A 26,546-nucleotide genomic window follows, 5' to 3' on the forward strand; every position below is an offset into this window, starting at 1 on the left:
GCGCAAAGCACCACGCAGCGACGCTACAACATGGAAAGCCGACTCTGTACATTTCATATTATATTTGCAGATCTAAAGGAAATGGTGTCTTCCTACTTAACCGCCCGCCAACGGGCTAATGGCGCCTACAAATACAAACATGACCGCGAGGTCAACTAAATTATTTGTAGGATGACCTTAATCAGGATATTAAAAGACTCAGTTCTCAGCCTCATCAAAAGCCTGCATTTTCTTTTGCCAGCATCCATCTTAACTGGTTTACTGGTGGCATTGTTTCTATGGTTGCTTGATTTGGTGACCGCTACCAGGCTGTCATATCACTGGTTGATCTACCTGCTTCCTGTTGCCGGTATCCTGATAACATGGATATACGAAATCGCCGGAAAAAATGCAGCAGGAGGCAATGATCTTATCATTGATGAAATTCACAAGCCGGGCGCAGGTGTGCCTGCAAGAATGACTCCGCTCATTCTTATTACTACACTCATCACCCATTTGTTCGGTGGCTCTGCCGGACGGGAAGGCACCGCAGTCCAGATGGGTGGGGGCGTTGCTGCCTATTTTTCCCGGTTGTTTGTTTTGGACCCGGGACAAAAATCATTGTTGCTGATGAGTGGTATAGCAGCAGGATTCGGGGCCGTTTTTGGCACCCCGCTGGCGGGTGCGTTTTTTGCCATGGAAGTGCTCACCATAGGTAAGCTCCGGTACGATGCATTCTTTTGTTGCCTTATTTCTTCAGTAGCCGGGGATCTGACCTGCCGGTTAACCGGTGTTCATCATACTACCTACCTCGTAAACTTTGTTCCCTCAGGAACAGGAGCTGTCCGATGGGTTTCAGCGAATATGTTGTTACTTCTAAAAATTTTTATTGCCGGGGCGGTCTTCGGGTATGCGTCGAGGTTATTTTCATCGCTTTTACACATGGTCAGGCTTTGGGCGCGAAAGGCTCTTCCGAATAAATGGCTCAGGCCGGTTGTCGGAGGCTGCCTGGTTATTGGCTCCAGTTACCTTATTGGTAGTTTCGATTACCTGGGTCTTGGCGTTTCCAACTCTGACCCCGATGATGTTACAATCGTCTCTGCTTTTCAACATGGCGGTGCTGATTATCTCAGTTGGTTCTGGAAAATGATGCTCACCGTAATCACCCTCGGTTTTGGCTTCAAAGGTGGTGAGGTAACGCCTTTGTTTTTTGTTGGTGCAACACTTGGAAATGTATTGGCGATAATCAGCGGTTCGCCTGTAGATCTTTTTGCCGCGATAGGTTTCATCGCGGTTTTTGCAGGGGCAACAAATACACCTATTGCCTGCACGATCATGGGGGCAGAGCTCTTTGGATCAGACAATATCGTTTTTTATGCTGTTGCTTGTTTTACTGCTTATTATTTCAGCGGGCATAATGGGATTTACAGTTCTCAAAAGGGTAAAGTGTAGCTGTCAGGAAAGGATGTTCAGCCTGTCTCACGAAAATATTTACTAACTTTTGAATGAATACAGTTAACCCCTAAACATCAACCCCTAAACTTCTTGTCATGAAAGTTCTCAAAATCATCGGGCTCGTAATATTAGGAATTATAGTGCTGATACTTGTCGCGGCTATTTTTGCGCCGAAAACGGTTCACCTGGAGAGAGAAATCACTATCAACACAACACCTGAAAAAATCTGGCCGCTTGTCGCAAACTTTAGAAATCACACAAAATGGAGCCCTTTTATCAAAAGAGATCCAAATGTAGTGCTGACTTATGAAGGGCGGGATGCAACAGTGGGTTCAGTTTACGCCTGGGAAGGAAATAGCGAAGTTGGCAGTGGCCGCCAGACGATGACAAAACTTGAAGAGCCGGTGCGCGTTGAATCACATCTCAACTTCATAGAGCCTTTCGAAGGAGAAGCAGACGCTTTTATGGTATTGACGCCTGTCGGACCATCAACAAAAACAGTCTGGGGTTTCGATTCCAGATATCCGTATCCAATGAATGCGATGTTGCTTTTTATGGACTTTGATGATATGCTGGGTAAAGACTATAGTGATGGCCTCGCAAATTTGAAGGAACTCGCTGAAAAGCAATGATTGACTGCATCGGGTATTAAAAGCGCATAAAGGAACACCCTGAACTCAGCTACTCACGCATCCAACATAACTTAATAATACTCTTGTAATTCAAAATTAATAAACCAAACTTACACATCATTCATAGCTTAATAAGTCACTAACGCACTCGTGATTCATAAGTCAATAATTCAATTATATACTTATCGTTTATAACCCAATAAGTCAATAACCCGATAACATATTCATCCTGCATAACTTAATAACTTAATAACTCAACTACTCATTCATCACTCATAATCCATAACTCATCACTCCCCAACCGTGCCGCAAAGTCAAAAAATATTATTCGTCCACAGCGCAGGTCCGCAACATGATGAAGAAGGCAGTGCAAAGCTGGTTCAGTATATCAAGGAAGGTTTGCCTGCTGCTTACCACGTCATCGCTCCCATAATGCCCCACCCCGACAATCCTGATTATGAGTCCTGGAAAAAAGTCCTTCATGAAGTTTTTAAGATCATGGACGACGATATGATCCTGGTTGGTCATTCCCTCGGAGGCTCTGTCTTGCTGAAGTTCCTGTCTGAAGAACATCCACCTCAACGGATCCGGTCCCTGCACCTCGTAGCTGTTCCATTCTGGGGACTTGAAGATTGGGATGTAAGTGAGTTCGCATTAGAAGACGATTTTGGTGACAACTTACCCCCGGTTTCTTCTATTCACATTTATCATAGCAAGGACGACCAGATTGTTCCGGCACAACATGCGGAAAGATATGCGGCCGAACTGCCCGGCGCTGTTTATGATCAGCTCAATGGTTATGGTCATGTTTACTGGGAAGGGTTACCCATGCTGATCACAAACATTCAGCGAAATCAGTGAACCCGACACACGACAGAGGCCATAGCTCCAGATAGCCTTCCGTTAAACTGCATTAAAAGCTTTTCAAGGATCACGTTTTCAAGGATCACCACGATTCTTGCCTGGTGAACGATGTCTGGTATAAGTTCCTGTAAATCATGTTGTCTGTCAACGAAATCGATTTCGGTATCTTAATCCGCATTTTAATCGTCGATGGAATTATTTTGTATATTCAACCGTTACTTTTAATGTATAGCCTGACTACGAGAACTGAGGCGATAAGGAAATTAAAGTCGCCAGGTTAATCATCAGGATTTGTCTCGATTGCTAATACAGGCAAATTTCCGGAACGTAAAGTCTGGTAATTAACCAACAACGGATAGCTTATTAATTTAAACGCCATATGACAGAAAGAAGAGATTTTATTAAACAAACATTGAAGGGAAGTGCAGGGCTGATGATCGGAGGTTTAGGCTTCTCCGCTAAGTCTTACGCTTCCATTATTGGTTCCAACGAACGAATCAATATTGCCGTGATAGGGGTTCGCGGCCAGGGGGGCACCCATATCAACAGCTGGTGCAAGCTAAAAGATAACCGCAATGTCCAGATCAGAACACTTTGTGACACGGATGAACAGGAATGGGCAAAGGCGCTCAAGGCTGTCGCTGACAATGGCGGCGGCACACCGTCAACTACCTGGGACATGAACAAGGTTTTTGCTGATAAGGATATCCATGCAGTCTCGTTTGCCGTCCCGAATCACTGGCATGCACTTGGCACTATCCTGGCCTGCCAGGCTGGTAAACATGTATATGTCGAAAAACCGGCGAGCCATAACGTATTTGAAGGAAGAAAAATGATCGACGCCGCGCGCAAATACAAGGTGCGTGTCCAGGTAGGTTTTCAAAACAGGTCCATCAGTAATGTGATGGATGCCATGAAATTCCTGCATGAAGGTGGCATAGGGGATGTCTATATGGCCAGGGGACTTTGTTATAAGCCCCGGGCATCTTTCGGAATTGCCAAAGATTCCGAGGCGCCAGCAACACTTCATTATGAACGCTGGTTGGGTCCTGCCCCAATGCGCCCGTACAATGAAAAACGTGTTCACTACAACTGGCACTGGCATTGGGATACAGGCAATGGTGATACCGGCAACCAGGGACCACACCAGTTCGATGTTGCACGTTGGGGGCTAAACAAAAATGAACATCCTGTATCGGTAATGTCTATGGGCGGAATCTATGGGATCAACCCCGCCGAATGTTCGCAGGAAACGCCGAATACCCAGACTTCTGTTTTCAAATATAAAGACGGTAAGATGCTCGAATTCGAGACCCGTGGCAGGTATACAAACAATGAGTCGAGTACCGGCATCCGCATAGGCAATATTTTTTATGGCACCGATGGCTATCTCGAACTGGATGGCGGCAACTGGAAAGCTTTTCGGAAAGACGAAAAAGAGCCTTTTGCAACATCAAAGACCGCTGAAAAAAGAACCGCCGATCCGACGTTCCTGGCTCCTCCCGGAGGAACTGATCACTATGCAAATTTCCTGGATGGTATCCGTGCGGGTAAAAATGAAACCTTACATTGCGATATACATGAAGGGTATCTTTCTTCTGCACTGCCGCTGCTGGCAAATATTTCTTATCGCTTAGGAAGAGGTTTGACCTTCAACGGTGAGGCTGAAAAATTTGTAAAAGACAACGAGGCCGATGCGATGTTGACACGTAATTATCGAAAAGGATATGTTGTGCCGAATAAAGTGTGATAATAGAGTGATGAGTTATGAGTTATGAGTTATGAGTGAAATACATATAAAAGTGTTTCACTCATAACTGCTTAATTCAGCAACTCACTCATAACTCATCACTTATCCCGAAGTTTTTTGGTGAGTTTCACTTTCAACACCCGTGACTCCAGGCCGGTGTAAATTTTCCACTTCGTAAGAAGCGGGAGTGGACTGGAGAAGGTATACGCATAAAGTATTCGCCTTGCTGCCTTATTTTTCTTGAAGAACTTGGTATAATCCCACTGACCGCTTGCGCCATCCTTGCGAAATAATTTCGTACAGGATGTTTTTTCGGTGTAAATGAAATCTCCTCGTTCAAGCAGTGCAAAGATCCAGTAATAGTCCTGGTACATTGTGACCCGGTCATTTTCCCTGATCAGTAAATTCTCGCGCTGAACAATTGACGATCTGAACACTCCCCGAAATGCGACACCGATTATGTTACTGTATAAAAACCGGAAATAGTCCTTAGCACTGAAAGGGTAAGTATAATTGCCCCGGAATATCGTGTAATCGGGCACCCAGTCATTATCACCTGCCACATGCATTTCTGAAAAAGCCATTACTGCAGAAGACTTATTTTCCAGTTCATTCACAAGGATGTCAAAATAATCAGGGTGATAATTATCATCATGCGGTACAAACGTGAAATACTTTCCCGTGACCTGTTGGATCAGGTAATTATAATGGTCCACCCATCGTATACCATCCATGGCCGAGTGAAATGAAAATCGGTTATCATGCGCATATTCCGATTTCAATACCTGGAGGCAATCATCATGACAATGCCTGTCTGAAACAATGATGTTGAAGCGCGGATTTTTCAACTGGTTGAAATGTTTTCTCAGGTTGTCAATGAAACGGATGGACCGGTACAAAGGAAATAAAAGGGTGAGCAAAGGTTGATCGACCGTGGTATTGATCATACAAAAAGATTTTGGAGCTTGTTGGCAAAGAAAGGAGCGGAAGTAAACTTGCCCGTATCAATTGAATAGTAACCATCTGACTCGTGAACGCCAATATCAAAGCGCCGGTGCAGTTCACTGTTGACATCATCAATATCCGTTTTTCCCCAGGAGAAAATGATTCCGCCATCTAGCTGTTTTATGTCAAATTCTTTAAGACCAGGAATTATTTTGTCTAAACCGGCAAGTGCCCGGGCGGCCCAATCCTTATTTGCTGAGCACGGGATCTGGCCGTCACAGGCGGCTTCCCAACTCTCCGGGGTCGTAATGTCCGACGACCAACCCGTCATGCATTCGGGATACCACGAGAGATAGGAGTGGTGATTATCATAGTTTACAAGATCACCAAATGCTCCCAATACACAAGTGAACGAACTTAAAGCCGCAATCTGCGGTGAAGGAATCCCAAGTATCCGGTGTTTTAAACGATAAACCCATTTTCGCGCGGGTTCTATTCCAAGCTGTCTGTCAAAATAAAGACGATTCTCCCAAAGACAATTGACCACGGTGTCTCCATCGTATGTCCAGTCAGATTCACCGCTAAGGGTTCCGGTGACCCGGTAACCCCAACTTGTCTTTCGAATTTCTTTTATACAATGATTACCCAGGAATGTAATGTTTTTTCGTTTTTCCATTTCCGTTAGCAACAGTTGCCTGAAAAGTGGAAGATTGATCGCAAGCTCTTCGGTGGGAATACATCGCTGCACAACATCGTGATTAAGTTGAGGCACATGCAAATTTGAATCGGTCCATAGCCGGTCTGGGTAGTTACCAAGGTAGTGCATATAGGGCTCACGGATTCTTTCATATTCTTCCTGCAGGTAACAGTAGTGATCCGTAATTTCCTTTTCCGACAGCATGGTGTCGCGAAGTATCAGGTAGTTAAACTTATGCGAACGGAGAGGGTTCCAATCGATTTTCTTTTTCAGAAAGTCTTCAATTAAAGGGGAAAAATTCAGGGCAGATTGCAGCATTAATGATGCCGTCCGGAAGCTTTTGTCATTCGCATAGATGAAGCCAAGGTGAATCTTCCCTTCATTCCTCAGACTTGCCCTCAACAGTGGTTCAGGTGATTTGTCGAGCATGGTAACATCGAAACCCAGATTAGATAAAGCCAGTGCGCAGCACATTCCCTGGATACCAGCACCCATTATTATGACATTTTTTACCATACAAACCAAAATAATCATTAAAATCGCAATATCAAATGCAAGGTGTACGTTTGACCTGTCCTGTAATAATGCAGTATTGCTGATGCAGGCTCTTTTTGTGATAGAATAGCCAGTGTTATTTTAGCCTGGCTATTGGCTTATTTGGTGGTTCAATGTTTGAAGCTTTGAGTTGAAAGAATGCAGCAAGACCTTGTTATACTTGTTATTATTGGTGTCGCTATCCTTGCCATGGCATGGATGCCTGCAATGACCGAACGATTTCGGGTATCTTATTCCGTTATATACGTTGCTTTTGGATGCCTGCTTTACTATTTTCTCGACTTCCTCCCAAAACCTGATTTCAAAGCCAATAGTGAACTTACCCTGCACCTGTCGGAGCTGGTTGTGATCATATCACTGATGGGAACAGGCCTGAAAATCGATCAAAAGTTTAGCTTCAGGACCTGGCATGTTCCGTTCAGGCTTGCATCCATTAATATGTTCCTCTGCATAGGTGCCATGATGGCATTGTGCGTTTATCTTCTGGATTTTAGTCCCGTGGTGGCTTTACTGATTGGAGCAGTCCTCTCCCCGACGGATCCGGTTCTTGCTACAGATGTACAGGTAGGCGCCCCTCACGAAGACGCGCGGGATAACGTGAAGTTTTCCCTTACAGCAGAAGCTGGCTTCAACGATGGTATTGCTTTTCCATTTGTCTGGCTGGCCATTCTGTGGGCAGGGATAAGTGCAGGGTCTGAAGTGAATCTTGCCGACTGGGCGCTAAATCATGTTCTTTACAAATTTGGTGTGGCGGTCGTTGCAGGTCTACTGCTTGGCCGGCTTATAGCTTTCCTGATCTTTGGGCTGCCAAAGAAAAATCATATGCTGGAAACAAGGGATGGCTTTGTATCCATCGCGGCCACCCTGCTCGTTTATGGAGCTACAGAATTGATCCATGGATATGGATTCGTGGCTGTCTTCATTGCCGGCCTTGCGATCCGGGATTACGAAAGGGATCATAAATTTCATAAACGACTTCATGAATTTTCAGAACAGGTGGAACGTATCCTGGTCGGCGTCATGCTCATCCTTTTTGGCGGTAGCCTGGTTAACGGGATCCTGGATAATCTCACCTGGAAACTGGCCGCGGCGGGACTAATCTTTATTTTCATTATCCGGCCGCTTGCCGTTTATCTGAGCCTGATCGGATCGGGTCTACACATAAAAGAAAAAGCGATCATTGGATTTTTCGGGATCAGGGGCGTGGGTTCCGTCTATTACCTTGTTTTTGCCTATTCGGCAGCGAGTTTTGGGCATCAGAATGAACTATGGTCGCTGGTGGCTTTTATCATTCTCATTTCCATCCTGATCCATGGCACCACAGCGGGGTTTTTCTTAAAAAAGCTGGAGGAAGAATTGCCCGACGATACGGAGATCATTGCCTGAGGTTTTGTAGTCTTTAATCGACCATAATCAGTCGAAAAATCCCCAAAACATTAAAAGTCACACTCATCAAAATTGAAGTGAAAAGCGTTTTCACTTAATTCCTATAAATCGCTGCCCGTATAAAACTAAATTCAACGTAGGACATTCATATGCGTCTATGTATGACTAAGTAAATTTGCTTACGGGCAAACAGTATTCTTTTTTAATTTGGATTTTACTTCGCTGAAATGCTTGCCAGCTGTGAATCTTTGGCTGATCTTTGATTCATCAAACGAAGCAAAAATCCCGATCCAAACTGAACAAAACGAAATCAAAAACAGTGTTGACCCAATCCGAACCTAAGAAAACCAGAACGTAAACATTACAATCAAAATCCGACGAAAACTAAAACACACACAGTGTTGCCCCATCCAAACCGACGAAAACGGAATTAAAAACAGTGTTGACCCAATCCGAACCTAAGAAAACCAGAACGTAAACTTTACAATCCAAATCCGACGAAAACTAAAACACACACAGTGATGCCCCGATCCAAACCGACGAAAACGAAATTAAAAACAGTGTTGAGCCAATCCGAACCTAAGAAAACCAGAACCTAAACTTTACAATCCAAATCCGACGAAAACTAAAACACACACAGTGTTGCCCCATTCAAACCGACGAAAACGAAATTAAAAACAGTGCTTACCCAATTCGAACCTAAGAAAACCATAGCGTAAACATTACAATCCAAATCCAGGAAAACCGAAACAAACCTAACCCCAAATCCGATCCGAAGAAAACCGAAACAAACACAACCCCAAATCCGATCCGAAGAAAACCAAACCCAAAAGTCCAATCCGAATCCGAAGAAAACCAAACCCAAAAGTCCAATCCGAATCCGAAGAAAACCGAAACACACACAATCCTAAATCCCAACCGAAGAAAACCAAAACAAACACAGCCCTAAATCCGATCCGAAGAAAATCAAACCCAAAAGTCCAATCCGAATCCGAAGAAAACCAAAACAAACACAATCCTAAATCCGAATCCGAAGAAAACCAAACCCAAAAGTCCAATCCGAATCCGAAGAAAACCAATCCGTAACCGTCCCAACACCTTACCCCCAACCCGTTTCTAACCTTACCTTTGAAGACCATGAAGTCCATCTAAGAAAAACCATCCCGTACGTACGGGATGGCATTTTTTTTTGTTTTCTCCCTCAAAAACAAACATTCGTTAGTATTTCGCTAATGTTAAAGACGCTATAATCTCCCCCCGGATTTTTTTTTTACCGCGCTGCGTCTTATATTTGTCTATTCAACTGGTAGAGTAAAAGTTTGGTATTATGATCACTCCTCATTCACATATTAACGCCGGGTCCGGCATGTTGTGCTGTTGTCGCTGTTGAACGATCATCCACGATTTCAACTAATTTTTTTCCTGATCCTTTATTAGAGAATTATGAGCAACACAACTACCGAGAACATTGACACCTTAATCCACCAGATTAGTGGACTTTCCATAAAAGATGCCCTGGGTTTTCTCGCCGCAAAGTTTCCCGGAAAGGTTACCTTTTCCTCCAGCTTCAGTTTCGAAGACCAGTTGATTTCGCACGAAATCTTCAAACACAATCTCAATATAAGTGTGTTTACCCTCGACACCGGCAGGTTGTTCCCTGAAACCTATTCGGTCTGGAACAATACCCGGGAAAAATACAATGCTACCATTAAAGCCTATTATCCCGATAACCTTTTGCTGGAACCTTTTATTGAAAATAAAGGGCCCAACTCGTTTTATGAATCGGTCGACAATCGCAAATCATGCTGCTACATAAGGAAGGTAGAACCGTTGAAGCGCGCTCTCGCCGGTAATGAAGTCTGGGTGACCGGACTGAGGGCTGAACATTCTGCCGGCCGCAGCGACCTGGCACCGATCGAATGGGATGAAGGAAACGGTGTCCTGAAATTTCACCCGCTTCTTTTGTGGAGCACTCAGGAAGTAAAAGATTACATCGCTGCAAATGACATCCCCTACAACCCATTACACGACCGTGGTTTCATCAGCATCGGTTGTGCTCCATGCACCCGTGCAGTTAGGGCAGGGGAAGATTTCAGGGCAGGAAGATGGTGGTGGGAAGACAGCAGCAAAAAAGAATGCGGATTGCACGAGGTGAGTGCAAAAAATTAGGGACACCATTAAATGAGTGCCAAAAATTGAAAAGACACCACCAAAACGCACAACATTAATCAATAAAGGCAATTATATAAATAGTTATGGCCAATCATCGTTTAGATTATCTTGATCAGCTCGAATCCGAGGCAATACATGTGATGCGTGAAGTTGCCGGGCAGTTTGAAAGACCTGCGTTGCTTTTTTCCGGTGGAAAGGATTCGATCACGCTGGTTCACCTTGCTTTGAAGGCTTTCAGGCCGGGGAAGTTTCCTTTCCCGCTTGTTCACATTGACACGGGTCATAATTTTCCGGAAGCTTTGAGTTACCGCGATCAGCTCGTTGAAGCAATTGGTGAAAAACTGGTTGTACGTAAGGTTGAGGATACCATCAAAGCAAAACAACTTACCGAGCCCAAAGGCAAGTTCGCCAGCCGCAATGCGTTACAGACTTTCACGCTTCTGGACGTGATAGAGGAATTTAAATTCGACGCCTGCATTGGTGGAGCGCGCCGTGACGAAGAAAAAGCCAGAGCTAAAGAAAGAATATTTTCGGTCCGGGATGAATTTGGCCAGTGGAACCCAAAACTACAGCGACCTGAGCTTTGGAACATTTATAATGGCCGGATCCACAAAGGGGAGAACGTTCGTGTTTTTCCTATCAGTAACTGGACCGAACTCGATATCTGGAATTATATCCGCCGCGAAAAAATTGATCTGCCATCTATATACTTTTCGCATGAGCGCGAAGTGCTCGAACATGAAGGTCAGTTGGTAGCGGTTTCCGAATTTATTCAGCTTGAACCTACCGACAAATTATCTACAAGAAAAGTGAGGTATCGTACCGTCGGAGATATGACCTGTACGGCAGCTGTTGAATCTTCCGCTTCAACAATCGATGATATTATCACAGAGATCATTGCCACCAAAACCAGCGAACGTGGTGAAACGCGGATAGATGACCGTGTATCAGAGGCAGCAATGGAAGACCGGAAAAAGAATGGATATTTCTAATTAAAACGCATCAATCAGATAAAATGGATTTATTAAGATTTATAACTGCTGGTAGTGTTGATGATGGAAAAAGTACATTGATTGGCCGTTTGTTGTATGACAGCAAATCAATACTGATCGATCAACTCGAAGCAATCGGTAAACAAACTAAAAACCGCCAGGATGGTGAGATCGATCTTGCACTGCTTACTGATGGACTGAGAGCCGAGCGCGAACAGGGTATAACGATAGATGTGGCTTATAAATATTTTTCTACTCCAAAAAGAAAATTCATCATCGCCGATGCGCCTGGCCATATTCAGTATACCCGTAACATGGTTACCGGTGCTTCAAACTCCGACCTGGCTATCATACTCGTGGATGCCCGCAATGGTGTGGTAGAACAGACCCGTCGTCATTCTATAATCGCGTCATTGCTGAATATACCACATGTTATTGTTGCCATCAACAAGATGGACCTGGTGGAATATTCCGAAGATGTTTATAATAATATCACCATTGATTATGCAAAAGTGGCCAAATCACTCGGGCTGAAAGACATTACCTATATCCCGATCAGCGCGCTGAACGGTGACAACATTGTTGATCGTTCAACAAAGATGGATTGGTATGAAGGTGAATCACTTTTGCATCTGCTCGAAAACGTAAAACTTGAGGATGATATAGACCTTGTACATCCGCGTTTTCCGGTACAGTATGTGATCCGCCCCCAGGTTGATCATTTGCATGATTACCGCGGATATGCCGGTAAAATCGTGAGCGGAATTTACCGTAAGGGAGATGTGGTTAGTATAGAACCTTCCGGGCTGACGTCAAAGATAAAAGCCATCGAAGTTGGTGGTCTCGAAGTGGAAGAGGCTTTCGCACCTCAAAGCGTTATCATTCACCTTGAAGATGATATTGATATCAGCCGGGGCGATGTTATCGTCGGCGTGGGGTCGAATCCAGAAGTTTCGCAGGACCTCGATGTGTTTCTTTGCTGGATGGATAACAAGCCGCTGATTCCCGGAAATAAATACTTACTGCAGATCAACAGTCGTGTTGTGAGAGCAGTGGTTAAGGAGATCAACTATAAGCTTGATGTGAACACGCTCGAAAAGAATAATGAAACAAGCCAGGCGGCATTAAATGAAGTGGTGAGCGCAAGGATAAGAACTGCTTCTCCGGTAGCCTATGATTCCTATAAGAGTCTGCGGGTTCATGGTGGAGCAATATTAATTGATGAGACGAGTAACGTTACGGTTGGTGCCTGTATGATCAACTAAAACAAGCCTGTATCAACATCATACTTAGCAATAGATAATACGTAAATCTTGACTATGGCAACGACAAACTTTATTGAAAAACTGTTTACGCAAAAGCAAAAGGCATTTTTAGCTTTCCCGGACAAGGAATTGTCTGAAAAGTTTATTAATGATCTCTTTGCATTTCTTTTTTTACCGGGTAACCATCGTTTGCAACAACAGGACCTGGAAAGAGAGTTTGAGTCATTAAAAAGCCATTTGTCAAGCCTGATTTACGAAATGGTTAAGGATGGCGATAAGATCCAGTCGATCACCGACCAGTTTTTTCAACAGTTGCCCGCTACCTATGAGGCGTTGTTGCTGGATGCAGGTGCGATCAAAACCTATGACCCTGCGGCCGATTCGCTTGAAGAGGTGATCATGGCCTATCCAGGATTTTATGCTATCACTGTTTACCGGTTGTCGAACATTCTCTGGAGGCTCGGATTAAAGATCCTGCCAAGGTTCCTTACTGAATATGCACATAGCCGCACAGGTGTAGATATACATCCGGGCGCAACGATCGGCCAGGCTTTTTTCATAGATCATGGAACCGGGATAGTGATCGGTGAAACGACCGTGATTGGCAACAACGTAAAAATTTACCAGGGAGTAACATTGGGCGCACTCAGCGCTTCTAACCAAACGCCCGGCAAAAAAAGGCACCCGACGATCGAAGATGATGTGATCATTTATTCAGGTGCCACCATTCTTGGAGGCGAAACAGTTGTTGGTAAGAATAGCATCATTGCGGGTAATGTCTGGCTTACTTACAGTGTGCCGGAATCTTCCGTAGTTTTTCACAGGAGCGATATTGCAGAAAGGGATCAGTTCTCATTTGATGAACCGATCGATAGTTTTATCTGATTTAACCAGGGAAAATTCATGAATCTTCGTCAACATAAAAAGGGTAAAGTGATTTTGGCAGGAGCCGGTCCCGGCGATCCTGAGTTGCTTACGCTGAAAGCTGCAAGATATCTGCAGCAGGCAGAAGTCATCCTCACTGATCGTCTCGTGAGCCCGGATATTCTCGTTGCGCATGCGAACCCTGAAGCCGAGATCGTTTACGTCGGAAAACAAGCGGGTCGTGGCACCTCTACGAGGCAGGAATCTATAAACACTATGCTGGTAGAATATGCGAACCAGGGGAAACTGGTTGTTCGCTTAAAAGGTGGTGATGTTTCATTCTTTTCGAATATCCTCGATGAACTGCAGGAGCTTGTGCAAAATGACATTGAGTATGAAATCATCCCGGGAGTTACTGCCGCTTCTGGCGCAGCTGCTTATGCCGGGATTCCACTGACAGCAAGGGATCATTCAACCGCGGTAAGATTTTTGACCTATTATAAGGCCGGGATACTTTCAGAAGATTATTGGAAGGACCTTGCGAATACCAATGATACCATCGTGTTTTATATGTCTGGCGAAGCGGCACCTGAGATCGTGCAGAAGCTCCGCTCGCATAATATAGATCCCTCTAAAAAGATAGCGCTGATTGCGCAGGCAACTACGCCAATGCAACAGGTCTGTATCTCCGGTCTCTATGAAGTTGATGAGAAACTGTATCAAAAATTTATTTCACCATCACTTATCATCATTGGAAAGGTGGTTAGCCTGCATGAATCTTATGCATGGCTCCCGAATAATGAACAACCCGAATATTATTTCAACCCGATTGCAAAGCTTGCAACGGTGATTACTGATAACAAGGATAAAGCTAAAAGATATGCTGGCAGGGCCTAAACTACAAACGTTATTGCAGCTGGTTAAACTGGCAAGCAAAGAAGAACTGATCTGGATCAACGGATACATATCCGGCTTGATTTCCCAGGATGGATCGACTGCTTCCGGAACTTCGGTAACGGCAACTCCTGTTGCAGCACCAAAAGGAAAGTTCACCATAGCTTATGGAACTGAAACAGGGAACTCGAAAAGGCTGGCACTGGATTTCGCAGGAAAGGCTAAAAAAGCCGGTATTAATGCGAAGCTGGTAAGTCTTGATCAGTATCGTTTGAATGATCTTCCTAAAGAAGAATTTTTTCTCACAGTGATCAGTACGCAAGGTGAAGGCGAACCTCCTGCTTCTGCCAAAAAGTTTTATGATCACATTCATCAGAATGGGTTCAAGCTAGATAAAATGAAATATGCCGTGCTGGCTCTTGGTGATACCTCTTATCCCCTGTATTGCAAAGCCGGTGAGGATGTAGATACGCAACTGGATCGGCTCGGTGGTGAACGTATCGTTGATCTCCAACGCTGCGACGTTGATTATGAAGAAGACGCTGATACCTGGTTTGATAATGTGTTGAATAAACTTGGTGGCCAGGAATCCAACGGTGTTCAGCAAAGCAACCCAGCAGTTGCTGCACCACCGGCACCTGCAAAAAAATCATCTGGCAGAAAGGTTTATAATGGGACCATTCTAACAAATATCAATCTGAATGACAGGGATTCTGCCAAAGAAACCTATCATATAGAAATTGCCGCACAAGACGTCGAATATAAACCCGGGGATTCAATAGGCATCCTGCCTTATAATCATCTACCGGTTACAGAAGCCATTGTTGCACTTACCGGTATAGATCGTGAGAAGCCAATTGAACACCGTACGGGTAACCACAGCGTGATGAACCTTCTTCATAAGAAATTAAATATCGCTTATCTGCCCGAACGTGTGGTTAAACAATACTCAGGCATAGTGAAGCAGGATATACCGCAAACGAAGATTGGGTTGCTCGACCTGCTTAAGATCTATCCTGTTCAGGACAGCCAGCAGTTTGAGGAAGTGATCAGTATTCTGGAGCCCATCACACCAAGGTTATATTCAATTTCTTCTTCACCGGAAGCACATAGTGGGGAAGTGCATATTACCGTGGCAAAAGATTTCTTCACCATCAATGAAGAAACAAAGTATGGCTTATGCTCTGATCATCTTTCCTTGTTGCCCGTTGATTGCGAGGTAGAATTTTATGTTCACAAAAACAACGAATTCAGATTGCCTTCCGAAGAAAAGGATGTGATCATGATCGGTCCGGGTACCGGTATCGCTCCATTCAGGTCTTTTATCGCCGAGAGGGATGCGATCGGGGCCACTGGCCGCAACTGGTTGTTCTTTGGTGAACAACATTTTGCATCAGATTTTCTCTATCAGACCGAACTGCAGAACTGGATTGAAACAGGAGTACTTACGCGTTTAAATGTTGCCTTTTCCAGGGACCAGCAGGAGAAGATCTATGTTCAGCACAAAATGCTGAAACATGGTGCTGAATTTTTCTCCTGGCTTGAATCTGGCGCCTATGTTTATATCTGTGGCAAGAAGGAACCAATGAGTACTGATGTGGAGAGGGCGCTGCTGCAGATCATTATGGAACATGGAAAGCGGACCGAAGAACAGGCCCGGCAATACTTTGAGAAACTTAAAGAAGAAGGACGGTTTCTTAAAGACGTCTACTAATATAGTCTTGTACTAGTTATGAGTGATGAGTTATGAATTATGAGTAAGTTATGAGTCCAGTTCACCACTCAAAACTTACTAACCACTCAAAACTTACTCATAACCCATAACTCATAATTCATCATTTTTCACCGTCTTAATCTTATTTGAATGTCGGATAATAAACTGCTCCCGGGGCAACAGGCTGAATCTTCTGTTGAGAAAATAAAGAAAGCAAGCGATGGCCTCAGGGGAACCGTTGAAAAAAGCCTTGAAAACGAGATAACCGGTGCTGTAGCTGAAGATGACCAGGCAGTTGTGAAGTTTCACGGTATGTATCAGCAGGATGACCGGGATCGTCGTGAAGAAAGAGCTGCAAAAAAACTGGATCGTTTATATTCTTTTATGATCCGTCTCCGTCTCCCGGGTGGATTCATGACCGCTGACCAATGGGTTGCTACTCATGATATCGCTGGCGAAAACAGTACCGGTGTCATCAAGATCACCACTCGTCAGACCCTGCAATTGCACGGTGTCATAAAATCCAGGGTGAGACCAACGATACAGGCTTTCAGCAAAGCAAAACTCGACTCGATTGCTACCTGTGGTGACATCAACCGGAATGTGGTTTGTACATCACATCCCCAGGAGTCGCCTATTCATAAACAGGTCTTTGACTATGCTGATAAGATCAGCACTATGCTGATGCCAAAAACAAGGGCATATTACGAGGTATGGCTGGATGAAGAAAAGATAATCGATAAAAAAGATGAGGAAGATCCACTGTACCAGGACAGGTATCTGCCGAGGAAGTTTAAGATTGGACTGGCAATTCCTCCCAATAATGATGTTGATGTGCTGGCTAATGATCTTGGTCTTATTGCAATTATCGAGAATGATGAATTAATAGGTTTTAACATAGCAGTAGGAGGAGGACTCTCCACTACACATGGTAACCCTGAAACATATGCGCGTCTGGGAACTGTGCTTGGTTTTACCGATACTGAAGAGAAAACACTGAAAGCTGTTTATGAAGTATTGACGGTACAACGTGATTTCGGGAACCGTAGCGACCGCAAACTGGCGAGGGTGAAATATACCATCGACAAGCTTGGTGTTGATGGGTTCAGGCAAGAGCTTGAAAAAAGAACAGGGTTTAAACTTGGTGAACCGAAGCCTTATCAATTTACGCACCGTAAGGATTTGTATGGCTGGCAGAAAAACCACCAGGGGCTGTGGTATTATACGCTGCTGGTCGAAAATGGCCGGGTACTCGATGATGAAACAACTTCTACCAAAACGGCAATGCTTGCGGTAGCAAAGACGGGTAAGGTCAGTTTCCGTTTCACCTCAAACCAGAACCTGATCGTGAGTGATGTTAAGGAAGAAGATAAAGCAGAGATCAACGAAATACTTACGCAGTTCGGTGTCATTAAGTATACCGAAGAAAGTTCCAACGTGCGCAAGAATGCTATAGCATGTGTGGCCCTGCCTACCTGCCCATTGGCTTTAGCCGAAGGCCAGCGATATTTACCATCATTAATTTCGAAAATAGAACCTATTTTAGAAAAGTATGACATTCACGGGCAGGATATCATCATCAGGATGACCGGCTGCCCGAATGGTTGCGCAAGACCATACAATGCCGAGGTTGGTTTTGTAGGTACCGCTCCCGGAAGATACAATCTCCTTCTTGGCGGCGATAACCAGGGACAGCGACTGAATAAGATCTACAAAGAAAGCCTTGATGAACCGGCAATATTATCCGAGCTTGATACATTATTCGGAATATTTCGTGACGAAAGGTTAGCTGATGAATCATTCGGTGATTTTACGATGCGGAAGTCCTGGGTTTGATTAACATGAAAAGATAATTCCGACAAAACAATGGCGCAGGCAGTAACGATATTATACGAGGATTCAACACCTGCGCGAAATAACATCAGCTTCTATAACACACTGTCATCAAACATCGGCCTTGAGATCAAGTGGCTGCTGCAAACTTCGTCCACTAACGGTTATGAGCAGTTGCAGCGCGGAGAAGCGGACGCCATCCTTATATCAGGCCGGGAAGATTTTCATGAGCTTACAAAAAAGGGGTTCGAAGTGCTTATTTCAAAGCAACACGAAAGGCGTCTCGTGGCTTTGTTCAGTGCCTCGCTCGATTCCCTTCTCCTGAACAAAAAAAATTCAGAAGCATATCCACTCACTGTAGCTGCTGACCTGGTGTGGCAGGCACAGATGGCAGCCAACTTTTTAGCCCGTGCCCTGCCATCGCGGCCGGTTCCGTATCAGTTTCTTAGTGTGGGTGATGATCATGAATTTGACGAACGTTTAGTTGCCTTATCAGACGGTCGGATTGACATCGCTGTTGTGACCCTCGACGCTCTTAATCAATCCAGACATATCAACACGGGCAAACTAAAGCATATGGTTTTGCCATTGTTCGAATGCCCCCCAAATATTTACCAGGCCACGACGGGTTTAATTACCAGGGCCGGTAGCAATTTACCCAGGGAGCTAATCAGACAGGAATCGGACGGTAAGTCAATAGAGAATTTTTTGGCTGAAGCTTCTTTGCTCTCAGAAAATGCTTCGGCATCACACGGAGTGTTCAGGCAGCAATTGCCTTTTTGCACATTTACCTACCTCGCACGTCCCGAGCTGAAGAAAACCGTGGAAGCATGGAAAATGGATGCCGCACTGCCGGCCGGTAAAAAACTATTTTCGACTACCGATTTTATGAAGGATTTTTTTGAATACGGTTATCCTGATGTTGAAAAAATTCCGGATAAAAAGGTAAGTTTCATAGCCAGTCATAAATCCGTACATAATGAAAAAATCACGGCGAAGCTGACCGGTACCCGTGTTTGGGCAGCAGGGACGAAGACCTGGTTCGAACTGGCAAAAAAAGGGATATGGGTTGAAGGCTGCGCTGATGGCCTGGGACTGGAGGCACTCGCCGATACCTGGTCCGGTAAGTTTATAACTATCGACAGGCAATCGGTAAATATTCTGACAAATACGGAAAGCGCCGGCCAATGGATAACCGATGGTTGGTCAGCCACCGGCACCTATGATTTGATTCCAGCGATAACACCGGGCATTATGGAAGGTCTGAAAGAAGCCGAAGTTGTTTTCTGGACGAGTTATCAGCAATACCAGGCCTGCCGGGAATTCTTAAACCCGAATTTATTACATGCATCACCGGCCGGAAAAACGGCTTCGTTGTTGAAGAAAGATGGTATTGGGAACCTTATTGTTTTCCCCTCGATCCGGGCATTTAACTGGTATCGCGAGAAAGGTCAGATAACCGAAAAACCGATTTTAAGCAGTGTATAACAAACCATTAACAACTACAAAAAATATATAGGGTATAGTCTACTAATAGAGTAGGGAATGCCTTACTTTTGCCGCGGTTCCGGTTAACACCCGGTTGGTATTAATAGAAAGATCAATTGTCATGCAAAACAAAACAGAAACATTGGAGAAGCCATCAGGGCAGGAAAAGAATCCGCTTTTCCCGGTGTTTCTTAAGTTGGAACAATTGAATCTCCTGCTGGTAGGTGGGGGTAAAGTGGGACTTGAAAAATTGCAGGCGTTGCTCGCGAATGCGCCGGCAACAAAGATCCGGCTTGTCGCCATTCATATCTCTGATGAAGTCCGCGCACTCGCTGCTTCACATGAATCGGTTACCCTTTTCGAGAAGGCTTTTGAAGATGCTGATCTTGAAGGTGCCGATCTTGTAGTTGTTGCCATCAATGATAAACTGGTCAGCTCACAGATACGTAATCTTGCTAAAGAACAGAAGTTGCTGGTGAATGTTGCAGATACACCTGATCTCTGTGACTTTTACCTTGGTTCCATTGTGCAGAAAGGAAACCTGAAAATCGCCATCTCGACAAATGGCAAATCACCTACGGCTGCCAAACGAATTAAAGAAGTCTTACAACAGGCGCTGCCTGATCAGCTGGATGCGGTAATTGATAACCTGCATGCCATCAGGAATAAACTGAATGGCAATTTTGAATACAAGGTTAAAAAGCTCAATGAACTTACACAAGGGCTTGTTGATAAAGATGTCTCTGATAAATCAAACCGCTGGCGCAAAATAGCTACATATTCGTTGCTTGGCTTCGCGCTTATGCTGATCGGACATTTTATTTTCTCTTATCTTCCCCTCCAGACCATGGCAGATGATGCCACGAATTATTACAAGACACTGGATAAGAATTTCCATTGGATGGTGCTGGCGGGTTTCCTTGCCCAGCTGGTTGATGGTGCGCTTGGAATGGGTTACGGTGTAACTTCTGCAACAATACTTTTATCTGCCGGGGTGAACCTTGCCTCTATAAGTGGTAGCATTCATACAGCAGAAATGTTTGCCAGTGGTGCATCGGGTTATAGCCATTATAAGTTCGGAAATGTCAATAAGAAACTTTTCAAAGCATTGATCATCCCGGGCGTTGTTGGTGCTGTTCTGGGCGCCATTTTGCTGAGTAAGTTTGGATCAACGCATGCGCAATACCTGCGACCAATCATGGCGGTATATACTTTGTTTCTTGGTATCCGGATATTGGTCAATGCGTTTCGTGCCCAGAAAGCGCAAAAAAAATTCAAACGTCATGGACTGCTGGCTGGCGTTGGCGGATTCCTGGATTCGTTTGGCGGCGGCGGCTGGGGGCCGATCGTAACAACTACCCTCATCACAAAGGGACGCAGTCCAAGATTCGTGATAGGCACGGTGAGTATCACAGAATTTTTTGTGACGCTTGCAAGCGCTTTTACATTTTTTACCTTGCTTGGTGTATCACACTGGCAGGTAATTGTGGCCCTGATTGTCGGAGGTTTACTTGCCGCTCCACTTGCCGCAAAACTGACTGGTAAACTGCCAAGAAAAACGTCCTTTATCCTGGTGGGTGTACTGGTAATTATCTGGAGCCTGAAAATAATCTGGAGTTTGTTTTAAAAGTCCGGAGCCTGAAAATTATGTGAATCTTTACTGCACCTGCCAATCCCCTCGTACCTCTATTGTCTAACCAGCTTTCTTACTTTTAACGGTAAACCCACTCCCACCTCCAAACTCATCACTCATGACTCTCAACTCTCAACTCCTTGACCGCTTGATCGGCAACCAGGTTTTTAACACCGCCCCGATCTTATCAGCCTCTACCATAAAACCATCGTGTCCGTAAGCTGAGTCTATTTCAACCATTACCGATCCGGGTATGTGCTGGTCAAGGAAGATCTGTTCATGCATCGGGCAAAGAATATCACTGGTTATACCGACTATGAGTGTACGCTGGCTGATGCCCTTTAAAACACTCACCAGGTCACCCCCTCTGTCCCGGGCAAGATGATGGGTGTCCATGGCCTTTGTAAGTAACCAGTAAGTATAGGCGTGAAACCGGTTGGCCAGCTTCTCTCCCTGGTATTCAATATAGGAGGCAGCCCGGTAATGGTCAAGTTTATCCGGATCTGAATCTGATTGCTTGGCGACCATTATTCCATAGTTGCGGTATGTAAGCATCCCAATCGCCCGTGCGGCCTTCATTCCCTTATGACCAGCTTTCGGCTTATGTTCTTTCCATGATATATCTGCCTCGATCGCCAGCCTTTGTGCGGCATGAATAGCGATTCCCCAGGCGCTCTCTGCAGGTGAGGTGGCAAGCAGAAAGAGGTTTTCAATCCTTGCGCTTTCCATAACGCACCATTCCAGGGCCTGGTAACCACCCATACTTCCTCCCATCAGCAGGTGAATTCTTTCAATACCAAGATGTTGCCGGAGTAGGATGTGTGCCCTCACCATATCCCTTATGGTGATCAACGGAAAATCATCGTACCAGGGTTGCCCGTTAGCAGGATTTATGCTCGCCGGACCCGTCGTGCCATAACAGGAACCTAAGATATTTGCGCAAATAATGAAATAATCTGCAGGATTAATGATTCCGTGTTCACCGATCACACCGGGCCACCATTCTGAGGCGTTGGAATTAGCTGTGAGTGCATGGCATACCCATACGGTGTTGCTTCCATCGGTATTTGGATTTCCATATGTATGATAAGCTATAGTGATAGCCGGTAATGTTTCCCCACATTCAAGCGGGAAGGGCCGGTCATAATGAAAGTATTGCGTCGACAAAAGCTAAAATTTTTCAAATGCAAAGTAAACGTCTGCATGAATTACATTTGTAAAAATTTTCGAGATGATTAAAATTGATATTGAGCGGGTAAATGGCGATTATGGTTTTGAGGCGCGTGACAGCAATGGTCATATTGTACGCATGGATACCAGCCCCGAAACCGGTGGTGAAAATTTTGGTAACCGGCCGATGCAATTGCTGCTCATTGCCCTGGGCGGATGTAGTGGTATCGATATAATTTCAATTCTGCGTAAGCAGAGGCAGGATGTGCAGGGATTCAGTGCTCACATTGAGGGCAATCGCCAGGCAGGTGTAGAACCTTCGTTATGGCAACATGTGAATCTCGTGTTTAATCTTAAGGGCACCATAGACCTGGAAAAGGCCAAAAGAGCGTGTGAACTTTCCATGAGAAAATATTGCTCTGTCGCTGAAACACTCAGGCTCGCCGGTTGCGAGATGAAGTGGGAGGTACGTGTAAACCAGGGGCAGGAACAACAGGCCCGGTAAATCACACGCGGTATAAACTCACCCACCTGGATCCATCGAAATTCAAATGAATCATTGCAGGCCACGCGGTATGTCCGGAATCCGGATATTATCTGTGTTTTGCCTTAAAATTTCTTTATAAATGAAGCAGCACCCGATCACTACAGCTATAAGAACCCAGACAGAAAGAACCAATGAAATGGAACATTCGAGCCCTTTGTTCCTGACCAGTAGTTTTGTGTTCGACAATGCGGAAGAAATGCGGGCGGCTTTTGCAGATGAAACGGATGACAATATATACAGCCGTTTCAGTAACCCCAGTGTGAAAGAGTTTGTGGACCGGGTCTGTGCTTTGGAGGGTGCCGAGGCAGGTCATGCAACCGCTTCCGGCATGAGCGCAGTGTTTGCCACTTTTATGGCTTTTCTTAAACAGGGCGACCACCTGTTATCCTGCAACGCGATCTTTGGAAGTACGCATACGGTTATTACAAAATACCTGTCGCGTTATGGTATTGAATACACTTATGTTCCTACTACGGCCAGTGCCGAAGAATGGCAGGCATCAGTGAGACCAAATACAAAGATGATCTATCTTGAAACTCCCACGAATCCTGGTCTTGATATCGTTGACCTTGAAATGGTTGGCAAAATAGCCAAAGAACACAAGCTGATCTTTAACGTTGATAACTGCTTTGCAACACCCGTCTGCCAGCGGCCCATTGATTATGGTGCTGACATCGTATTGCATTCCGCCACCAAGTGGATGGATGGCCAGGGCAGGGTGTTGGGAGGAGTTGTAGTAGGTAAAAAAGAGCTGATCAAAGAATTATATCTCTTCTGTAGAAGTACCGGACCGGCTTTGTCACCCTTTAATGCCTGGGTGCTGAGCAGAAGCCTGGAGACATTGGATGTGCGTATGGAGCGACATGCATCTAATGCGCTGAAATTAGCGCTGGCTCTGGAGAAAAATGAAAAAATAAGCTGGCTGAAATACCCCCATCTGCCATCCCATCCCCAATATGAGATTGCAAAAAAACAGATGAGCACCGGCGGCGCTATTGTCTGTTTTGAATTGAAAGGCGGCCTGGAAGCTGGAAGGACGTTTCTCAATAATCTCGAGATGTTATCCATGACCGCAAACCTTGGGGATACCCGGAGTATCGCATCGCATCCGGCCAGTACCACTCATGCCAAACTAAGTGACGCAGAAAGACTTGAAGTCAATATAACGCCGGGGCTCATACGAATATCCGTAGGACTTGAATACATTGACGATATTATTCATGATGTAAAACAAGCCCTGGATAAATTATAGATCAACTCTTAAGATAAAGCTAATCACCTCAACTTAATATCGTTCCTGTCATCCCCAACACATAAGCGGACGTTATCTATATGCCCGGTTGGTATGATTATTTTAGATGTGTATCCTGTGTTCTGTATAGATCTACATGATGCCCTTTCTATTTTAATATCTTTTTAAGGCTGAACATCGGATGGCTGGCGATATTAAAAATAATTTTGTATTTGTTTAGTTGGCTGTAAGCCAGGTGAATTATCCTAAATCTCGTTAGAAATTCATTCTGAATATGAACAAGTACCGCATATTTTCTCTGATTGTGCAATTGATTTGTACGAGTCTTGTTGCGGCACCCTTGCAGTCTGTTACGGTCCACTCAGACGCTGACCCCGCAACTATACAAGTCAACACATCGTTCGCAAACGCAAAAAGCCATAGAGCGAGTGTAGCAGATCTTACGGATAATATAGCGGATCTTACGGATCATACAGCGGATGCTAAGGATCTTATCGCCTATGCTACAGATTACATCGTGTTTGCTACGAATGATATCGGGAATGCAACGGATTATATAACGAATGCTGCCGATTATAGTAAAAGCATTTTCCTTCAATTCAGGATTCATCAACTTAGTTCTGATGAATTGTACCAGGAAATTATAATCCCATTAAATAGTGACCTCGGCAGATCGAGGATAAGCGCTAACAACAGGCTGTTTCAGCCTGGTGCACGCCAACCGGTTTTTTCTCCACTTAAAAATGATGCAACCACCTTTCACGTCTCCGCATCATATCATTTTTCGTCTACAGATTTTCATAGTTATTTGTTTCGTTTGAAACCGTTTTGATCAAAGCCAACTGCTGACATTGTTTCCGCTGAAATGATCCATGAAACAATGTTTGATTTGAATGTGAACGCTGAATTGTTGATGAGCATGTTACCTGGTTAATTTCCCGGAATATCTTATCCATGGTTCCATGTACACATATGTACTATCCACAAGGCTTTTTTTGTTATCTCAAACACTAAATCACATGCGAATACTTTTACTTGGGTCAATTGTATTACTGCTTTCAGGATGTTTTGCAACAGATAGTCAGTCGGTAAAAAAAGAAGAACGTCCAAATATACCCGTTATAACATTGCAGGCAGAAGATACGATTCTCAATACCAATTATGTTGCAACAGTGCAGGCCATAAGGAATGTTGAAGTCAGGACAAAGATTGGGGGATCACTGGAAAAGATTTTGGTTGATGAAGGAAGATTTGTGAAGAAGGGCCAGGCAATGTTCGAATTAAATAAGCAGGTGTTTGCTGTTGAGTTGGAACGAGCGAGGGCAAATCTTGACAAAATAAAAGCCGAAGCTCATATGGCGGAGCTGGAGGTGAACCGGGTGAAATTACTGGTTGACAAAAAAATTATTTCACAGTCAGAACTGGACCTTGCACAAGCGAAGCTCGGTGCTGCGCGGGCAATGATCAAGGAAGCGGCCGCAGAAGAAGAAAAGGCAAAAATCAGACTTCAATTTACCACGATCCGTGCCCCTTTTGACGGGGTAATAAACCGGATTCCACTGAAACGCGGAAGTTTTGTAAGTGAGGGAGAATTGCTCACAACTGTATCTGACCTCGAGGAAGTGTATACTTATTTTGATGTCTCCGAAATCGAATACCTCCACTATGTAAAGACCAAAGAAAAAAGCGGGTCAAAATACAGCGACGTCACTTTACAACTGGCAGACGGAAGCAGGTATCCTTATCCTGGCAAGATTGAAACCATCGAAGGTGAAATAGATAAAAGCACAGGATCCATTGCTTTCCGGGCAAGGTTTCCAAATCCCGGGCATATCTTAAAACATGGTGCATCAGGAAAAGTGAACATTACAACAGATATGGACAAAGTGGTGCTTGTACCACAGCGTGCTGTATTTGAGGTGCAGGATAAAAACTATGTTTTTCTGTTAAACAAGGATAGCAGTGTGACGATGCAGAGTTTTGTGCCGGCTGCAAAAGTTGCTCAATCCTATGCGGTGAAATCCGGATTAACTGCCGGTGATAAGATTGTGCTTGAAGGCGCCCAGAACCTCCGACACGGAACAAAAATAGATCCCAGGATGGTAACATCCGATACCCTTTTGTCCAGGTAAGCGGTTAGTCAAATTCTTATTGTTTAAGCTCCTGCTATGCCTGAAATTCATAGCCCTGCATTTTTGTGTCTTTCCGGCATCAGGGGATAAAGATTAAAACTCAAATAATGGTTGAAAAATTTATACGAAGACCGGTTCTGTCCCTCGTAATATCATTGATCATAGCGCTCCTTGGCTTGCTTGCATTGTTTTTGTTGCCCGTAACGCAGTTCCCCGATATTGTTCCCCCGTCTGTAGTGGTAAGCGCAAACTATAACGGTGCCAATGCTGATGTTTCTGCCAAAGCAGTAACAATACCCCTTGAACGTGCCATCAATGGGGTGCCGG

At 44.6% G+C, this 26,546-nt stretch carries 22 protein-coding genes and 1 riboswitch; of the genes, 19 read left to right on the forward strand and 3 right to left on the reverse strand.

The genetic code is table 11. The annotated features are described in order from the left end of the window. Positions 1–68 precede the first annotated feature (68 nt). A riboswitch (Fluoride riboswitch) is annotated at positions 69–135 on the forward strand. A 36-nt stretch (positions 136–171) separates the two neighbouring features. The 4 genes from ACX0G7_RS23530 (at position 172) to ACX0G7_RS23545 (ending at position 4,680) form a co-directional block, all read left to right on the forward strand. Beyond that, entirely contained in the window at positions 172–1,431 is a 1,260-nt protein-coding gene (locus ACX0G7_RS23530; RefSeq protein WP_458925981.1) for a voltage-gated chloride channel family protein, read from the forward strand. A 98-nt stretch (positions 1,432–1,529) separates the two neighbouring features. After that, complete coding sequence (locus tag ACX0G7_RS23535) at positions 1,530–2,066, forward strand: SRPBCC family protein (RefSeq protein WP_458925982.1); 537 nt, start codon at positions 1,530–1,532, stop codon at positions 2,064–2,066. Between the two features lie 303 nt (positions 2,067–2,369). After that, on the forward strand, positions 2,370–2,927 hold the full coding sequence (locus ACX0G7_RS23540; protein ID WP_458925983.1) for an alpha/beta hydrolase: 558 nt from the start codon (positions 2,370–2,372) through the stop codon (positions 2,925–2,927). A gap of 382 nt (positions 2,928–3,309) precedes the next feature. After that, on the forward strand, positions 3,310–4,680 hold the full coding sequence (locus ACX0G7_RS23545; RefSeq protein WP_458925984.1) for a Gfo/Idh/MocA family protein: 1,371 nt from the start codon (positions 3,310–3,312) through the stop codon (positions 4,678–4,680). 98 nt (positions 4,681–4,778) lie between these two features. On the opposite strand, the gene ACX0G7_RS23550 is transcribed toward ACX0G7_RS23545, so the two are convergent. Together ACX0G7_RS23550 and ACX0G7_RS23555 are read right to left on the reverse strand one after the other, a co-directional pair. Next, on the reverse strand, positions 4,779–5,627 hold the full coding sequence (locus ACX0G7_RS23550) for a glycosyltransferase family A protein (protein ID WP_458925985.1): 849 nt from the start codon (positions 5,625–5,627) through the stop codon (positions 4,779–4,781). After that, positions 5,624–6,838, reverse strand: a complete 1,215-nt coding sequence (locus ACX0G7_RS23555; RefSeq protein WP_458925986.1) for an FAD-dependent oxidoreductase — start codon at positions 6,836–6,838, stop codon at positions 5,624–5,626. The genes ACX0G7_RS23550 and ACX0G7_RS23555 overlap by 4 nt, the downstream gene beginning before the upstream one ends. Positions 6,839–7,015: 177 nt before the next feature. On the opposite strand from ACX0G7_RS23555, the gene ACX0G7_RS23560 reads away from it, so the two are divergent. The 10 genes from ACX0G7_RS23560 to ACX0G7_RS23605 all read left to right on the forward strand — a co-directional run bounded on the left by ACX0G7_RS23560 (position 7,016) and on the right by ACX0G7_RS23605 (position 21,112). Continuing rightward, positions 7,016–8,263 carry a cation:proton antiporter gene (locus ACX0G7_RS23560; RefSeq protein WP_458925987.1) on the forward strand — a complete coding sequence of 416 codons (1,248 nt, stop codon included), beginning with the start codon at positions 7,016–7,018 and terminating at the stop codon, positions 8,261–8,263. Between the two features lie 1,443 nt (positions 8,264–9,706). Continuing rightward, positions 9,707–10,432 carry a phosphoadenylyl-sulfate reductase gene (locus tag ACX0G7_RS23565; RefSeq protein WP_458925988.1) on the forward strand — a complete coding sequence of 242 codons (726 nt, stop codon included), beginning with the start codon at positions 9,707–9,709 and terminating at the stop codon, positions 10,430–10,432. Between the two features lie 86 nt (positions 10,433–10,518). Then, entirely contained in the window at positions 10,519–11,427 is a 909-nt protein-coding gene (cysD, locus tag ACX0G7_RS23570) for a sulfate adenylyltransferase subunit CysD (protein WP_458925989.1), read from the forward strand. Positions 11,428–11,450: 23 nt separating this feature from the next. After that, positions 11,451–12,692, forward strand: coding sequence for a sulfate adenylyltransferase subunit 1 (locus ACX0G7_RS23575; protein ID WP_458925990.1), 1,242 nt, complete (start codon positions 11,451–11,453; stop codon positions 12,690–12,692). A 54-nt stretch (positions 12,693–12,746) separates the two neighbouring features. Next, on the forward strand, positions 12,747–13,577 hold the full coding sequence (locus ACX0G7_RS23580; RefSeq protein WP_458925991.1) for a serine O-acetyltransferase: 831 nt from the start codon (positions 12,747–12,749) through the stop codon (positions 13,575–13,577). Between the two features lie 18 nt (positions 13,578–13,595). After that, on the forward strand, positions 13,596–14,453 hold the full coding sequence (cobA, locus tag ACX0G7_RS23585) for a uroporphyrinogen-III C-methyltransferase (RefSeq protein WP_458925992.1): 858 nt from the start codon (positions 13,596–13,598) through the stop codon (positions 14,451–14,453). Then, positions 14,437–16,164 (forward strand): diflavin oxidoreductase, encoded by a 1,728-nt coding sequence (locus tag ACX0G7_RS23590; RefSeq protein WP_458925993.1) that lies wholly within the window; start codon positions 14,437–14,439, stop codon positions 16,162–16,164. Before cobA ends, ACX0G7_RS23590 begins: the two co-directional genes overlap by 17 nt. Positions 16,165–16,314: 150 nt before the next feature. Then, on the forward strand, positions 16,315–18,000 hold the full coding sequence (locus ACX0G7_RS23595; RefSeq protein ID WP_458925994.1) for an NADPH-dependent assimilatory sulfite reductase hemoprotein subunit: 1,686 nt from the start codon (positions 16,315–16,317) through the stop codon (positions 17,998–18,000). Positions 18,001–18,030: 30 nt separating this feature from the next. Next, positions 18,031–19,485, forward strand: a complete 1,455-nt coding sequence (locus tag ACX0G7_RS23600; RefSeq protein WP_458925995.1) for a hypothetical protein — start codon at positions 18,031–18,033, stop codon at positions 19,483–19,485. 121 nt (positions 19,486–19,606) lie between these two features. Next, positions 19,607–21,112, forward strand: coding sequence for a TSUP family transporter (locus tag ACX0G7_RS23605; protein ID WP_458925996.1), 1,506 nt, complete (start codon positions 19,607–19,609; stop codon positions 21,110–21,112). 138 nt (positions 21,113–21,250) lie between these two features. Here ACX0G7_RS23605 and ACX0G7_RS23610 read toward each other — a convergent pair whose 3' ends face one another. After that, complete coding sequence (locus ACX0G7_RS23610; RefSeq protein ID WP_458925997.1) at positions 21,251–22,285, reverse strand: homoserine O-acetyltransferase family protein; 1,035 nt, start codon at positions 22,283–22,285, stop codon at positions 21,251–21,253. Positions 22,286–22,349: 64 nt separating this feature from the next. Here ACX0G7_RS23610 and ACX0G7_RS23615 point away from each other — a divergent pair, with 64 nt between their 5' ends. From ACX0G7_RS23615 to ACX0G7_RS23635, 5 genes are all read left to right on the forward strand, one after another. Beyond that, positions 22,350–22,793, forward strand: coding sequence for an OsmC family protein (locus ACX0G7_RS23615; protein WP_458925998.1), 444 nt, complete (start codon positions 22,350–22,352; stop codon positions 22,791–22,793). Positions 22,794–22,914: 121 nt separating this feature from the next. Next, positions 22,915–24,087 (forward strand): trans-sulfuration enzyme family protein, encoded by a 1,173-nt coding sequence (locus ACX0G7_RS23620; protein ID WP_458925999.1) that lies wholly within the window; start codon positions 22,915–22,917, stop codon positions 24,085–24,087. Positions 24,088–24,361: 274 nt separating this feature from the next. Beyond that, positions 24,362–24,919, forward strand: a complete 558-nt coding sequence (locus tag ACX0G7_RS23625; RefSeq protein ID WP_458926000.1) for a hypothetical protein — start codon at positions 24,362–24,364, stop codon at positions 24,917–24,919. Between the two features lie 187 nt (positions 24,920–25,106). Continuing rightward, positions 25,107–26,219 carry an efflux RND transporter periplasmic adaptor subunit gene (locus tag ACX0G7_RS23630; protein ID WP_458926001.1) on the forward strand — a complete coding sequence of 371 codons (1,113 nt, stop codon included), beginning with the start codon at positions 25,107–25,109 and terminating at the stop codon, positions 26,217–26,219. 107 nt (positions 26,220–26,326) lie between these two features. Then, positions 26,327–26,546 (forward strand): efflux RND transporter permease subunit (locus ACX0G7_RS23635; RefSeq protein WP_458926002.1); only part of this gene is annotated, 220 nt, incomplete at its 3' end.

This window comes from Flavitalea antarctica (assembly GCF_054461535.1).

Bases quoted from the DNA above. Each gene is read 5' to 3' on its own strand.
- ACX0G7_RS23550 (WP_458925985.1), bottom strand. From the start codon at position 5,627: ATGATCAATACCACGGTCGATCAACCTTTGCTCACCCTTTTATTTCCT.
- ACX0G7_RS23605 (WP_458925996.1), top strand. From the start codon at position 19,607: ATGCAAAACAAAACAGAAACATTGGAGAAGCCATCAGGGCAGGAAAAG.
- ACX0G7_RS23535 (WP_458925982.1), top strand. From the start codon at position 1,530: ATGAAAGTTCTCAAAATCATCGGGCTCGTAATATTAGGAATTATAGTG.
- ACX0G7_RS23600 (WP_458925995.1), top strand. From the start codon at position 18,031: ATGGCGCAGGCAGTAACGATATTATACGAGGATTCAACACCTGCGCGA.
- ACX0G7_RS23615 (WP_458925998.1), top strand. From the start codon at position 22,350: ATGATTAAAATTGATATTGAGCGGGTAAATGGCGATTATGGTTTTGAG.
- ACX0G7_RS23590 (WP_458925993.1), top strand. From the start codon at position 14,437: ATGCTGGCAGGGCCTAAACTACAAACGTTATTGCAGCTGGTTAAACTG.
- ACX0G7_RS23575 (WP_458925990.1), top strand. From the start codon at position 11,451: ATGGATTTATTAAGATTTATAACTGCTGGTAGTGTTGATGATGGAAAA.
- cobA (WP_458925992.1), top strand. From the start codon at position 13,596: ATGAATCTTCGTCAACATAAAAAGGGTAAAGTGATTTTGGCAGGAGCC.
- cysD (WP_458925989.1), top strand. From the start codon at position 10,519: ATGGCCAATCATCGTTTAGATTATCTTGATCAGCTCGAATCCGAGGCA.
- ACX0G7_RS23620 (WP_458925999.1), top strand. From the start codon at position 22,915: ATGAAGCAGCACCCGATCACTACAGCTATAAGAACCCAGACAGAAAGA.
- ACX0G7_RS23630 (WP_458926001.1), top strand. From the start codon at position 25,107: ATGCGAATACTTTTACTTGGGTCAATTGTATTACTGCTTTCAGGATGT.
- ACX0G7_RS23565 (WP_458925988.1), top strand. From the start codon at position 9,707: ATGAGCAACACAACTACCGAGAACATTGACACCTTAATCCACCAGATT.
- ACX0G7_RS23625 (WP_458926000.1), top strand. From the start codon at position 24,362: ATGAACAAGTACCGCATATTTTCTCTGATTGTGCAATTGATTTGTACG.
- ACX0G7_RS23530 (WP_458925981.1), top strand. From the start codon at position 172: ATGACCTTAATCAGGATATTAAAAGACTCAGTTCTCAGCCTCATCAAA.
- ACX0G7_RS23595 (WP_458925994.1), top strand. From the start codon at position 16,315: ATGTCGGATAATAAACTGCTCCCGGGGCAACAGGCTGAATCTTCTGTT.
- ACX0G7_RS23560 (WP_458925987.1), top strand. From the start codon at position 7,016: ATGCAGCAAGACCTTGTTATACTTGTTATTATTGGTGTCGCTATCCTT.
- ACX0G7_RS23580 (WP_458925991.1), top strand. From the start codon at position 12,747: ATGGCAACGACAAACTTTATTGAAAAACTGTTTACGCAAAAGCAAAAG.
- ACX0G7_RS23555 (WP_458925986.1), bottom strand. From the start codon at position 6,838: ATGGTAAAAAATGTCATAATAATGGGTGCTGGTATCCAGGGAATGTGC.
- ACX0G7_RS23545 (WP_458925984.1), top strand. From the start codon at position 3,310: ATGACAGAAAGAAGAGATTTTATTAAACAAACATTGAAGGGAAGTGCA.